A 12,629-nucleotide genomic window follows, 5' to 3' on the forward strand; every position below is an offset into this window, starting at 1 on the left:
ATGAAAGTAAGACCGTCAGTTAAACCAATCTGCGAAAAATGTAAAGTTATTCGTAGACGTGGAAAAGTAATGGTTATTTGTGAAAACCCTAAACATAAACAAAAACAAGGTTAATCAGAAGGAGGTGCATTCAGAATGGCACGTATCGCAGGTGTAGATATTCCTCGAGACAAACGCGTTGTTATTTCTTTAACTTACGTATTCGGCATTGGTCGCACAACTGCTGAAAAAATTCTTACTGAAGCTGGTATTTCTTCAGAAACACGAGTTCGTGATTTAACGGAAGACGAATTAGGACGTATCCGTGATGTTATCGATCGTATTAAAGTTGAGGGAGACCTTCGTCGTGAAGTATCTCTTAACATTAAACGTCTAATGGAGATCGGTTCTTACCGTGGTCTTCGTCACCGTCGTGGTTTACCAGTTCGTGGTCAAAATTCTAAAAACAATGCTCGTACACGTAAAGGTCCACGTCGTACAGTAGCAAATAAAAAGAAATAATAAGTAAAGGAGGTTGAACTAACAATGGCACGTAAAACAAACACTCGTAAAAAACGTGTGAAAAAGAATATCGAAGCTGGTATAGCTCATATTCGTTCTACTTTCAACAACACAATCGTAACACTTACAGATACTCACGGTAACGCACTTTCTTGGTCTAGTGCTGGTGCACTTGGTTTCCGTGGATCTCGTAAATCTACTCCATTCGCTGCGCAAATGGCTGCTGAAGCTGCTGCTAAAGTTGCAATGGAGCACGGTTTAAAAACTTTAGAGGTTACTGTTAAAGGTCCTGGTGCTGGTCGTGAAGCTGCAATTCGTGCTCTTCAAGCTGCAGGTCTAGAAGTAACAGCAATTAGAGATGTTACTCCAGTTCCTCATAATGGATGTCGTCCGCCAAAACGTCGTCGTGTGTAATTTTTCTGTATAGAATTTTCCCTTTTGTCTATAATGGATATGATGCATTATCGAGAAATTTCGTACAGAAACATCGCTTGTTGTGCACAATCGGGAACTGCCTAAGGGGGACTTTCGGTTAGACAGGGGTTATACCTTTGTTTAACCGGGGTTTCGACGTTTTGAAGGAGGGTTTAGTTAATGATTGAAATCGAAAAGCCGAAAATCGAAACGGTTGAACTTAACGAAGATGCTAAATATGGTAAATTCGTAATTGAACCGCTTGAGCGTGGATATGGTACTACTTTGGGTAACTCCTTACGTCGTATTCTTTTATCCTCACTCCCTGGTGCCGCTGTTACTGCTATCCAAATCGATGGCGTATTGCATGAATTTTCAACAGTTGAGGGCGTAGTAGAAGACGTTACGACGATCATCTTAAACTTGAAAAAGTTAGCTCTTAAAATCTACTCTGAAGAAGAGAAGACGTTGGAAATTGATGTACAGGGCGAAGGTATTGTCACAGCTGCTGATATTACTCACGATAGTGATGTAGAAATCTTAAATCCAGATTTACACATTGCAACGTTAGCAAAAAATGCGCATTTCCGCATGCGTTTAACTGCAAAGCGTGGCCGTGGGTATACGCCAGCTGATGCAAATAAAAGCGAAGATCAACCAATAGGAGTAATTCCTATTGATTCTATTTATACTCCAGTATCACGTGTAACTTACCAAGTGGAAAAGACACGTGTCGGACAAGTGGCTAATTATGATAAGCTTACGCTTGATGTATGGACGGATGGAAGCATCGGGCCAAAAGAAGCTATCTCTTTAGGTGCCAAAATCTTAACTGAGCATTTAAATATCTTTGTTGGTTTAACTGATGAAGCACAAAATGCTGAGATTATGGTCGAGAAGGAAGAAGATCAAAAAGAGAAAGTTCTTGAGATGACTATCGAAGAACTAGATCTTTCTGTTCGTTCTTATAATTGCCTAAAACGTGCAGGAATTAATACTGTACAAGAGCTTGCGAACAAAACAGAAGAAGATATGATGAAAGTTCGTAACTTAGGACGTAAATCCTTAGAAGAAGTTAAACATAAACTTGAGGAATTAGGTTTAGGTTTACGTAAAGACGACTGAGGATTTAAACCCATCAACAAAGGAGGGAACTACGAATGGCATACAGAAAATTAGGCCGTACAAGTGCGCAACGTAAAGCTATGTTACGTGATTTAGCTACTGATTTAATTATCAACGAGCGCATCCAAACGACAGAAACTCGTGCAAAAGAACTTCGTTCTGTAGTGGAAAAAATGATCACTTTAGGTAAACGCGGAGATCTTCATGCTCGTCGTCAAGCAGCAGCTTTCATTCGCAATGAAGTTGCTAACGCTGAGACTGGTCAAGATGCACTTCAAAAATTATTCGCTGATGTAGCTCCACGCTATGCTGAGCGCCAAGGCGGATACACTCGTATTGCAAAAATTGGTCCACGTCGCGGAGACGCAGCACCAATGGTAATTATCGAGTTAGTATAATGCTGATTAAAAGGGCAGGACAGTTCTTTTCAAGTAACTGGTCATGGCCCTTTTTTTTAAATATAAAAAAATAGGCTAACTTGGCGAAGGAAAGGGTGCCTTCTATTGAAAAAAGAGAAACTTCGGATAGAAAATATATCATTTCAATATCCTGGGGCAGCCACGTATGCATTAAAAGATGTTTCATTTTCCTTATATGAGGGAGAATGGGTATCTATTATTGGACAAAACGGTTCAGGAAAGTCTACACTTGCAAAATTATTGAATGGTTTGTTTTTGCCGGAAGCAGGGACTATTACAGTAAATGATACAATGGTTTTATCAGAGGAAACGGTATGGGATGTTCGAAAACAAATTGGAATGGTATTTCAAAATCCGGATAATCAATTTGTTGGAACAACAGTGCAAGATGATGTTGTATTTGGCTTAGAGAATATCGGAATGCCAAGAGAACAAATGATTGAAAGATTAGAACAGGCCTTACGACTTGTCCGTATGGAAGATTTTCTTAATGATGAGCCTCATTCCTTATCTGGTGGGCAAAAGCAGCGAGTGGCAATAGCAGGCGTTTTAGCACTTCAGCCATCTATTTTAATATTAGATGAAGCAACGTCAATGTTAGATCCTCAAGGAAGACGTGAAGTAGTAGAAACGGTTAGACAACTTGTTAATCAAAAAGGTATTACCGTGTTATCAATTACGCACGATTTAGAAGAAGCGGCACAGTCAGATCGTGTCATTATTTTAAATAAGGGAGAAATATTAGAGGAAGGGACTCCAGAGAAAATTTTCAAGTCCTCTCATATGCTCCAAGAAATTGGCTTAGATGTACCGTTTTCGGTGAAAATAGCAGAATTATTAAAAAGAAATGAAATTCTCTTGCAAAATACGCATCTTACAATGGAAAGCTTGGTGAACGAACTTTGGAGATTACATTCCAAAAAGTAGAACATCGTTATCAATATAAAACTCCATTTGAAAGACGCGCACTTTATGATGTAGACGTGTCGTTTCCAAGTGGGGGCTATTATGCCATTATCGGTCATACTGGTTCAGGTAAGTCGACGATGATTCAACATTTAAATGGTTTATTGCAGCCGACAAATGGTACAGTTCAAATTGGTGAACATTTGATTTCGGCAGGAAAGAAAGAAAAAAAGCTAAAGCCACTACGTAAAAAAGTAGGGGTTGTCTTTCAATTCCCAGAACATCAGTTATTTGAAGAGACTGTGGAGAAAGATATTTGTTTCGGACCTACTAATTTTGGGGTATCTGGAGACGAAGCGAAGCAAAAGGCTAGAGAGGCAATAGAACTTGTAGGGCTAGAACCGGAACTGTTAACACGTTCTCCTTTTGAATTAAGTGGTGGACAAATGAGACGTGTTGCTATAGCGGGTGTACTGGCGATGGAACCTGAAGTACTTGTATTAGATGAACCTACAGCAGGACTAGATCCAAAAGGGCAGAACGAACTTATGCAGATGTTTTATAAGTTGCATAAGGAGAAGGGGCTTACAGTTATCCTTGTAACGCATAATATGGAGGATGCTGCTCAGTATGCGGAGCAGATTGTAGTTATGCATAAAGGAACGGTCTTTTTGCAAGGAAGTGCAGAGGAAGTATTTTCACATGCTGATGAACTAGAGAAAATTGGTGTGGATCTTCCTATGTCATTAAAGTATAAACGTGCAATTGAAGAGAAGTTTGGTATTTCAATTCCGAAGGCTACCTTATCTTTAGAGGATCTTACTCATGAAGTTGTGCAGGTGTTACGAAAAGGTGGTCATGAATCATGCAGCAGTTGATTATTGGGAGATATATCCCGGGGAATTCACTTATTCATCAACTTGATCCACGTACGAAGCTGCTGATTGTCTTTTTATATGTATTTGTTGTTTTCTTAGCAAATAATGCGATTTCATATGGATTTTTATTTTTATATGCACTCATTGCTTTATTTTTTGCAAAAGTGCCGATTCGTTATGTACTTTCGGGCTTAAAACCAATTTTATGGATTTTTCTTTTTACATTTTTCCTGCATATTTTTACAAATAAAGAGGGGGATGTACTACTCCAGCTTGGTTGGTTTTCGATACATGAAAAAGGATTAGAGCAAGGGATATACATTTCTGTACGATTCTTCGTTATTATTTTAATGACGACATTATTAACGTTAACGACGACACCTATTGAAATTACAGATGGTTTGGAGACGTTATTAAAGCCGTTGAAGCGTATAAAGGTTCCTGTTCATGAAATCGCATTAATGATGTCAATTTCTCTTCGTTTTATTCCGACATTAATGGATGAAACGAGTAAAATAATGAAAGCACAAGCATCACGTGGTATTGATTTCGCCGGGGGACCGATAAAAGATAGAATGAAAGCTATTATCTCACTGCTCGTTCCTCTGTTTATCAGTGCTTTTAAGCGTGCAGAGGACTTAGCAATTGCGATGGAAGCTCGTGGATATCAAAGTGGTGAAGGACGTACTAAATTTAGGCAACTACGCTGGAAAACAAGCGATACTGTAACGATTGTAAGCTTATTTTGTTTAGCTTGTATTTTGGCATGGGTGCGATCGTAATGGAGAATAGAGAAATGGATAGAATAAAATGTACGGTTGCATATGATGGCATGCATTTTTGTGGTTATCAAATTCAGCCGAAGCATCGTACTGTTCAACAAGAGATAGAAAAAGCATTACAGAAATTGCATAAGGGAGAACTTGTTCGTGTTCAGGCATCTGGTAGAACAGATTCTACGGTTCATGCAAAAGGACAAGTCATACACTTTGATACTCCTTTGTCTCTTGAAGAGTGGCAATGGAGTAACGCTTTAAATACAATGTTGCCAGATGATATTGTTATTAGGCAAGTAGAGAAAAAAACAGAAGAATTTCATGCACGTTACGGTGTTGAGAAAAAAGAATATCGTTACCGTGTATTATTATCAAAGACTGCGGATGTATTCCGTAGAAATTACGTATATCAATATCCATATCCGCTCGAAATCAAAAAAATAAGAAAAGCAATTCCTTATTTTATTGGAACGCATGATTTCACTTCTTTTTGTTCGGCAAAAACTGACAAAAAAGATAAAGTGCGAACAATTTATGAAATCGAGTTAATTGAGCAAGACGATGAATTAATTTTTCGTTTTGTAGGTAATGGATTTTTATATAATATGGTCAGAATTATTGTTGGTACGTTACTTAACGTAGGGCAAGGAAAGCTTGATCCTGATAGCATTCCAGAGATTTTAGCGAAACAAAATCGTCAGTTTGCTGGAAAGATGGCTCCAGGTCATGGGCTTTACCTATGGGAGGTAAACTATAACAACTAATCCTGGTGTAACATTTGCTTGACATTAGAAACTCAAAAGTATATCATAACATATGGTATTGTTTCTAAAACCACGATTAGCCCCGGAAGGAAATCGTGTTTAAGATAAACAATAGATTTTTTCTATGGAAAAGATAACGAGGAGGGAAACACATGCGTACGACTTTTATGGCAAAAGCTAACGAAGTTGAGCGTAAATGGTATGTGGTTGATGCTGAAGGTCAAACTTTAGGTCGCCTATCTACGGAAGTAGCATCTATTTTACGCGGTAAAAACAAACCTACATTTACACCACACGTTGACACGGGTGATCATGTAATTATTATTAACGCTGAGAAAATTCATTTAACAGGTAATAAATTAAACGATAAAATTTACTACCGTCACACTAACCACCCAGGTGGACTTAAACAAAGAACAGCTCTAGAAATGCGTACAAACTACCCTGTACAAATGTTAGAGCTTGCAATTAAAGGCATGCTTCCAAAAGGACGCTTAGGCCGCCAAGTTTCTAAGAAACTTAACGTGTATGCTGGAGCAGAGCATCCACACCAAGCACAAAAACCAGAAGTTTACGAACTTCGCGGATAATTAATTAAAGGAGGGCTTACTTTGGCACAGGTTCAATACTATGGCACTGGACGTCGTAAGAGTTCAGTAGCGCGCGTACGCCTAGTTCCAGGCGAAGGACGCGTTATCATTAACGGTCGTGATTTTGAAAACTATATCCCATTTGCTGCATTACGTGAAGTAGTGAAACAACCTCTAGTTGCAACAGAAACTTTAGGTAACTACGATGTACTTGTAAACGTAAATGGTGGTGGATACACTGGTCAAGCTGGTGCTATTCGTCACGGTATTTCTCGCGCTTTATTAAAAGCTGATCCAGAATACCGTCTAACACTAAAACGTGCAGGTCTATTAACTCGTGACGCACGTATGAAAGAGCGTAAAAAATACGGTCTTAAAGGCGCACGTCGTGCACCTCAGTTCTCAAAACGTTAATTTTTGCGAACTACAAACCCCAACCATTTTGGTTGGGGTTTTTTTATGTTTCATTCCTTTTTTGTGATTTTTATAGCTTGGAATATTTTAGTGCTACCGCCGTGCGTATGCTTCTTCTTTAGAAGTTTAGACTAATACGTATTAGGGAGGTTTATAAGTACTATGAATGTCATTGTCAGCTTACGAGAAAAACAAAAAGAAAAGCAGTTAAACTACGAGCGGAAGATGTTGCGGGAATTATCATTAAAAACATTGCGTTCAAATATTCGTGATGCCTTTCAAATGCAAGAGCTTCATCGTCAGTATGAAGATTACTGTATTGAATTAGGGATAGAATCTTATTTATTAGGAGCGAGATATAGTAAATTTGGCTATTATGGTGAATCGTTCTTTGATGTGAAATATAGAGCCTTAGAAGAAGAACAACAATTAACTGAAACGCTATTTCAATTTTTAACGAGTATGACTATGCGAGAAATAAAGTTGAAAGATGAGGAATTACTTTTTGAATCTTGTCAGCAGTTTATAGGATTGTGGTGGCAAGAAGGATATGAAAAAGGTGAAAGAAGATATCGATTAAAGCTTCATTAAGACAAGCATAAACTTTCCTCTTGTCCCATATAAGTAATTAGAGGGACTAGCTGGAGGAGGAAAGGTATGAAGAGAATTCGAATTATCTCTTTTGCACTCGCTGCGGTTGTATTGTTTTTTTTAGTCAAACAAGAATTTCAAATTACAAAATCGTGGCGAGCTTGGAATTTACCCTTATCAGGGAAAGTAATCGTATTAGATGCTGGGCATGGTGGACCAGATGGAGGGGCTGTTGGTGGAAAGGATATTATAGAAAAGGATATTACACTTGAAATTACAAAAAAGGTACAAGACTATTTACAAGAACAAGGTGCACTAGTTATTTTAACGCGTGAGGGAGATTATGATTTAGCTAACAAAGATACAAAGTCATATAGTAGACGTAAAGCAGAGGATTTAAAAAAACGTGTAGAAATCATCAATAAACCGGATATAGACTTTTTTGCAAGCATTCATTTAAATGCTTTAACTAGTAGTGGATCGAAAGGCGCACAAACATTCTACTATCGCTCTTCAATTGAAAATGAACGTGCTGCGAAATTTATACAGGCTGAATTGAGAACGAGTTTAGAAAATACGAATCGTTCTGCTAAAACGATCTCTCACGTATACTTATTGAAGTATGCGAAAACACCAGGTGCTTTAATTGAAGCCGGCTTTTTATCGAATGTGAACGAAAGGTATATGTTAAATTCGGAGAAATATCAACAGAAGGTAGCAGCTGCAATATACCGTGGTATATTGCGTTATTTCACGGAAAAAGGAACTCCTCCAGAATAAGGAGGATTTTTTTGAGTTTCTCTCGTTAACGAAGTTTTCGGAAAATATGTTATACTGGAAATGTAAACGCATTTATTTCAAGAATAAGCAAAGATAAATTCAATTAACATTACGTTATTTTTCATACAGGGGGCTGGGCTAATTATGGTAACGAAAGAACAAGTGGTTGAAGCGTTAGAAGGAGTTGTAGATCCGTTTTTACATAAAACATTAAAAGAAACAAGTGCAATTAAAGAGGTAACAGTCAAGCCTGAGAAGGAACATGTGAGTGTCAAAATTGCGATTGTAAAAACTGGTACAGCGGAACAAATGCAGTTGCAGTCTGGAATTGTAAAGTTAGTAAAAGAACTTGGGGCAGCAACAGTTGGACTTCGTTTTGCAGAATTTACAGAAGAGGAATTAGCTCAGTTTGTACCAGAACAAGAAGAAGAGCAAAGTGAATCTTTATTGTCACCAAATTCAAAAACGACATTCTTAGCAGTGGCAAGTGGAAAAGGTGGCGTGGGAAAATCAACCGTTTCCGTTAACCTTGCGGTTGCTTTAGCTCGTTTAGGAAAAAAAGTTGGTATTATTGATGCGGACATTTACGGTTTTAGTGTGCCAGACATGATGGGGATAGAAAAACGTCCTATCGTAAGGGGTGACAAGATAATTCCGGTGGAACGTTTAGGTGTAAAGGTAATTTCAATGGGCTTCTTTGTAGAGGATAATGCACCAGTTATTTGGAGAGGACCTATGCTTGGGAAAATGTTAAACCACTTCTTCACAGAAGTAGAATGGGGCGATTTAGATTATTTAGTATTAGATTTGCCACCAGGCACAGGTGATATTGCGTTAGATGTGCACTCAATGTTGCCATCTTGCAAAGAGATTATTGTAACGACGCCGCATCCAACAGCTGCGTTTGTAGCAGCGCGTGCTGGAGCGATGGCATTACGCACTGAACATAGTATTCTCGGTGTTGTTGAGAATATGGCATATTTTGAAAGTAAGGTAACTGGTGAGAAAGAATATGTATTTGGAAGAGGCGGGGGAGATAAGTTAGCTGCCGAATTGCAAACGAATGTTCTTGGCCGTATTCCGCTACAACAACCTGATTGGAATAAAGAAGACTTTGCTCCTTCAGTATATGAAGATACACATACAACCGGCATTATTTATAGTAAGATAGCTGAAACAGTAATTGATAAAACAGCTGTTACACAAAAATAAAGTGAAACTTAATCAGTGGGGTTCATCTGTTGCTAGTACACCTTTCGCTTAACTAGAGGGGCCCATTTTGTCTGTTAATAGCAAGATAAAGTAATAACGAGTGGACAATGTATAAATTGTCCACTCGTTATTATAGTTATTATTTTTACTGTTCTTCCTTCTTCTCGCCTTGAGAACCACCGTCACCGCCTGCTTCTTTCTTATCAGATCCGCCTTTTTCAGCTTTTTGTACACCTTTACTAATGATATCGATCATCTTGGCTTGGAAGAGTGGACTTTCAGCAGTTTCTGTTAGTACTTGTTGTAGATATTGACGGTATTCTTTACTCTTCATTGTTTGTAACATCATTTTTTCTACTTCAGGATTTTTCATAATTTCTATAACGCCTGCTTGGTATTCAGGGTCTTTTAATAAGGTTTTCATTAATTGGGTTTGTTCTTTCCCCATACTTTTAGCAAACTTTGATGAGAACTCAGGGTCTTTAAAGAGCTTTTCCCAGAATTGTTGCCCTTTATCGGATACCATGGCATCTTCAATCGTTTTCTTTACTACTGTTTCATCTAGTATGAGTGCTTGTTTCATTTTTTCATCAGTTAATACATCTTGAATAGCTTTCTTACCTTGATCTGTTTTTAAAATATCAACAATCATCTTCTTTGTTTGATCGTAATCTAGTTCGGATTTCGTTTCTTTTCCTTGTGCGCATGCTACAAGTGCGATAAGTAGAAAAGAAGAAACGAAAATGAATAGTATCCGTTTCATAAGTTGGAACTCCTTTCAGCACAGTTCTCTCTTTTTAATATAAATATCTTTAAGGAATTTATACATGAACATGGCTAGCTTTTTGAAATTGTCATTGATACAATTTAATTAGAAATATAAGGATAATGGGGGATGTGTTGTGAATAGCCGCAAGTGGGTACGACTATTTTTATCGACGTTGTTTCTTGGTGGGATTAGCACAGTTATTATTGGTTTTGTTTTGGAGTGGGACAGGTATAATAAATTTTTTCAAAATTTCGACGGCAAGGAGATTTTAGCGGTATCTTTCTGGCTGATGGGTGTAGGATTTATTTTTAGCGTTATAAGTCAAATGGGCTTCTTTGCGTATTTAACAATCCATCGTTTTGGACTAGGGATGTTTCGCTCATCGTCTTTATGGAATGCAGTCCAGCTCTTCTTTATTGCATTCGTATTATTTGATTTTGTGTATTTAAGGTCTGTACTTATTGCAAATGGGGAAATCTCATTGGGGAATAACATACTTGTTGCTGGAATATTATTTGTGTTTGGAGCAATTGTTGCTTATGTAAAAAGTAAAGAAACAAATAAAAAAGCATTTGTGCCAGCTCTGTTCTTTATGGTTGTTGTAACGATTCTTGAATGGGTACCGGCGCTTCGGATTAATGATACAGATTGGTTATATTTAATGGTTATACCGCTATTGTTATGTAATGCATATCAATTACTTGTATTACATCGTTTAATCGGAAAAACGAGTAAATCTGCTTAATAGAGAGAGGTTTTATACACCAGCAGTTATATTGCTGGGAGTGGTGTGATTAAAAAAGCTCTACCACCTTCTTGAAAGGTAGTAGAGCTTTTTATACGTGAAGAGTAGTAGGGACGAAGTTATTTCACATCTTCACTTTTTGTACTTGTGTTGGAAATAAGTTGTGATACGGGTATTTGCTCATATCCATCACTTTTTAATTTTTGCAGGAGCAGCGGTAAAGCTCTATTTGTTTGAAGGGCAGAATCGGATGCGTGTAATAAGACGATATCTCCACCTTTCAAATTATTAGAGACGGTGGAAACGATGTTATTTACACCTGGGTTTTTCCAATCGTTTGAATTGTTACTCCAATGCACGACGGTGTATCCAAGTGATTCTGCAATTTTAAGGGTTGCCTTGTTGAATTCGCCACTAGGTGGACGTAACAGCTTAACTTGTTTTACACCAAGTTTTGTAAAAACATCTTGTGCTCGTAAAAGGTCTCGTCTTATTTCATTTGTCTCTAGAGAAGTATAGGATGTGTAATTGTAACCCATACTACCGATTTCGTGTCCATCTTTCATGATGCGCTCTACAATATCGGGGTGTCTTTCGGCCCATGCAGCAGAAAGGAAGAAGGTTGCATTCTTAATTTCTCTTTCTTTAAGGGTATCAAGGATTGGAATTGCTTTTTTGTCTCCCCAACTAATATCGAATGTAAATGCAACTTGCTTTTTAGCGGTATCTCCTTTGTAAATTACTTTAGGACCTGTAGCAGTTGAAAAAGCAGATTCATGTGAATATGTTTTTAAAAAGAGTAGCCATGCTGTAAATAAGGAAAGTATCACTATTAAGCTAATGTGTTTAAAAGTTCTCTTACTCGTAATAAAAAAGAAAAACATAATATTACGCCCCTTTGTCCAATCCTTTTCAGTTACATATATGCTGTAAATATAAAAAAGAGAACAAAGGATTAATATCGTATGTAGTGGATATAATGAATGATAGGATTGTGATAAGTGAAAATGAGCGGAACGTTTATTGTTACGTAAGGAATTATTGAGGTGATCATTTGCTTGGGCTGATGTTGACAAAAGAAGAGAGAAAAGAGATGGAATACATATTAAAGAGAGAGTTAGAGGAACTTTTATTTGATTTTGAAGATGAGCGTATTCATGAAGTTGTAAAAAAAGCGATGGAAGAAAGATATAAAATCATTTTTTGTTTATTTCGGAGAGTTGCTAACGCAGAGGAATGTATTCGTTATGTAAGAAGAAGAACTTTTTATTAAAAAGTGTTGACGTTAATAGTTTGTATATGGTAAATTAATAAACGTCGCTGATGCAGAAACGCAGAAAACGACAAAAAAGAAATTAAAAAACTTGGTTGACATCGAAAAACGAAAATGTTAACATAAGGAAGTCGCAAATGAGCGACTAAGTAGTTCTTTGAAAACTGAACGAAACAAACAACGTGAAACGTCAATTTTTATTTTTAGATGCTAGACAAACTAACTTTATTGGAGAGTTTGATCCTGGCTCAGGATGAACGCTGGCGGCGTGCCTAATACATGCAAGTCGAGCGAATGGATTGAGAGCTTGCTCTCAAGAAGTTAGCGGCGGACGGGTGAGTAACACGTGGGTAACCTGCCCATAAGACTGGGATAACTCCGGGAAACCGGGGCTAATACCGGATAATATTTTGAACTGCATGGTTCGAAATTGAAAGGCGGCTTCGGCTGTCACTTATGGATGGACCCGCGT

At 37.7% G+C, this 12,629-nt stretch carries 18 protein-coding genes and 1 rRNA gene; 17 read left to right on the forward strand and 2 right to left on the reverse strand.

Going from position 1 to position 12,629, the window contains the following annotated elements:
• From rpmJ to ACODS7_RS13200, 14 genes are all read left to right on the forward strand, one after another.
• Window positions 1-114, forward strand: a complete 114-nt coding sequence (gene rpmJ / locus ACODS7_RS13135) for a 50S ribosomal protein L36 (protein ID WP_000868344.1) — start codon at window positions 1-3, stop codon at window positions 112-114.
• A gap of 21 nt (window positions 115-135) precedes the next feature.
• Complete coding sequence (rpsM, locus tag ACODS7_RS13140; protein WP_000090792.1) at window positions 136-501, forward strand: 30S ribosomal protein S13; 366 nt, start codon at window positions 136-138, stop codon at window positions 499-501.
• Window positions 502-525: 24 nt separating this feature from the next.
• Entirely contained in the window at window positions 526-915 is a 390-nt protein-coding gene (gene rpsK / locus ACODS7_RS13145; protein ID WP_000101797.1) for a 30S ribosomal protein S11, read from the forward strand.
• Between the two features lie 180 nt (window positions 916-1,095).
• Entirely contained in the window at window positions 1,096-2,040 is a 945-nt protein-coding gene (locus ACODS7_RS13150; RefSeq protein WP_000569644.1) for a DNA-directed RNA polymerase subunit alpha, read from the forward strand.
• Between the two features lie 35 nt (window positions 2,041-2,075).
• Window positions 2,076-2,438, forward strand: coding sequence for a 50S ribosomal protein L17 (rplQ, locus tag ACODS7_RS13155; protein WP_000331490.1), 363 nt, complete (start codon window positions 2,076-2,078; stop codon window positions 2,436-2,438).
• A 105-nt stretch (window positions 2,439-2,543) separates the two neighbouring features.
• Window positions 2,544-3,386, forward strand: coding sequence for an energy-coupling factor ABC transporter ATP-binding protein (locus ACODS7_RS13160; RefSeq protein ID WP_016084019.1), 843 nt, complete (start codon window positions 2,544-2,546; stop codon window positions 3,384-3,386).
• The gene (locus ACODS7_RS13165; RefSeq protein WP_000406529.1) at window positions 3,362-4,243 is read left to right on the forward strand and encodes an energy-coupling factor ABC transporter ATP-binding protein; all 882 of its coding nucleotides are present in this window, start codon (window positions 3,362-3,364) and stop codon (window positions 4,241-4,243) included. The genes ACODS7_RS13160 and ACODS7_RS13165 overlap by 25 nt, the downstream gene beginning before the upstream one ends.
• Window positions 4,231-5,025, forward strand: coding sequence for an energy-coupling factor transporter transmembrane component T family protein (locus ACODS7_RS13170; RefSeq protein WP_001186530.1), 795 nt, complete (start codon window positions 4,231-4,233; stop codon window positions 5,023-5,025). The genes ACODS7_RS13165 and ACODS7_RS13170 overlap by 13 nt, the downstream gene beginning before the upstream one ends.
• 14 nt (window positions 5,026-5,039) lie before the next feature.
• Entirely contained in the window at window positions 5,040-5,783 is a 744-nt protein-coding gene (gene truA, locus ACODS7_RS13175) for a tRNA pseudouridine(38-40) synthase TruA (protein ID WP_002094238.1), read from the forward strand.
• Between the two features lie 152 nt (window positions 5,784-5,935).
• Window positions 5,936-6,373 carry a 50S ribosomal protein L13 gene (gene rplM / locus ACODS7_RS13180; protein ID WP_001260795.1) on the forward strand — a complete coding sequence of 146 codons (438 nt, stop codon included), beginning with the start codon at window positions 5,936-5,938 and terminating at the stop codon, window positions 6,371-6,373.
• Window positions 6,374-6,394: 21 nt separating this feature from the next.
• Window positions 6,395-6,787 (forward strand): 30S ribosomal protein S9, encoded by a 393-nt coding sequence (gene rpsI, locus ACODS7_RS13185; RefSeq protein WP_000079986.1) that lies wholly within the window; start codon window positions 6,395-6,397, stop codon window positions 6,785-6,787.
• 162 nt (window positions 6,788-6,949) lie between these two features.
• Complete coding sequence (locus ACODS7_RS13190) at window positions 6,950-7,378, forward strand: DUF2521 family protein (RefSeq protein ID WP_243168403.1); 429 nt, start codon at window positions 6,950-6,952, stop codon at window positions 7,376-7,378.
• Window positions 7,379-7,444: 66 nt separating this feature from the next.
• The gene (gene cwlD / locus ACODS7_RS13195; protein WP_243168404.1) at window positions 7,445-8,158 is read left to right on the forward strand and encodes an N-acetylmuramoyl-L-alanine amidase CwlD; all 714 of its coding nucleotides are present in this window, start codon (window positions 7,445-7,447) and stop codon (window positions 8,156-8,158) included.
• Between the two features lie 144 nt (window positions 8,159-8,302).
• Complete coding sequence (locus ACODS7_RS13200; RefSeq protein ID WP_016084017.1) at window positions 8,303-9,370, forward strand: Mrp/NBP35 family ATP-binding protein; 1,068 nt, start codon at window positions 8,303-8,305, stop codon at window positions 9,368-9,370.
• A gap of 145 nt (window positions 9,371-9,515) precedes the next feature.
• On the opposite strand, the gene gerD is transcribed toward ACODS7_RS13200, so the two are convergent.
• Complete coding sequence (gene gerD, locus ACODS7_RS13205; protein ID WP_050842394.1) at window positions 9,516-10,133, reverse strand: spore germination lipoprotein GerD; 618 nt, start codon at window positions 10,131-10,133, stop codon at window positions 9,516-9,518.
• 139 nt (window positions 10,134-10,272) lie between these two features.
• Between gerD and kbaA the strand changes: the two genes are divergently transcribed.
• On the forward strand, window positions 10,273-10,884 hold the full coding sequence (gene kbaA / locus ACODS7_RS13210; protein ID WP_098629825.1) for a KinB signaling pathway activation protein KbaA: 612 nt from the start codon (window positions 10,273-10,275) through the stop codon (window positions 10,882-10,884).
• 119 nt (window positions 10,885-11,003) lie between these two features.
• Here the strand turns inward: kbaA and pdaB are convergent, their stop codons facing one another.
• Complete coding sequence (pdaB, locus tag ACODS7_RS13215; RefSeq protein ID WP_016084014.1) at window positions 11,004-11,768, reverse strand: polysaccharide deacetylase family sporulation protein PdaB; 765 nt, start codon at window positions 11,766-11,768, stop codon at window positions 11,004-11,006.
• Window positions 11,769-11,938: 170 nt separating this feature from the next.
• On the opposite strand from pdaB, the gene ACODS7_RS13220 reads away from it, so the two are divergent.
• Window positions 11,939-12,157, forward strand: coding sequence for a hypothetical protein (locus tag ACODS7_RS13220; protein WP_000901146.1), 219 nt, complete (start codon window positions 11,939-11,941; stop codon window positions 12,155-12,157).
• A gap of 225 nt (window positions 12,158-12,382) precedes the next feature.
• Window positions 12,383-12,629, forward strand: a 16S ribosomal RNA gene (locus ACODS7_RS13225); the annotation flags it as partial.

This window comes from Bacillus sp. FG16, from assembly GCF_057809515.1.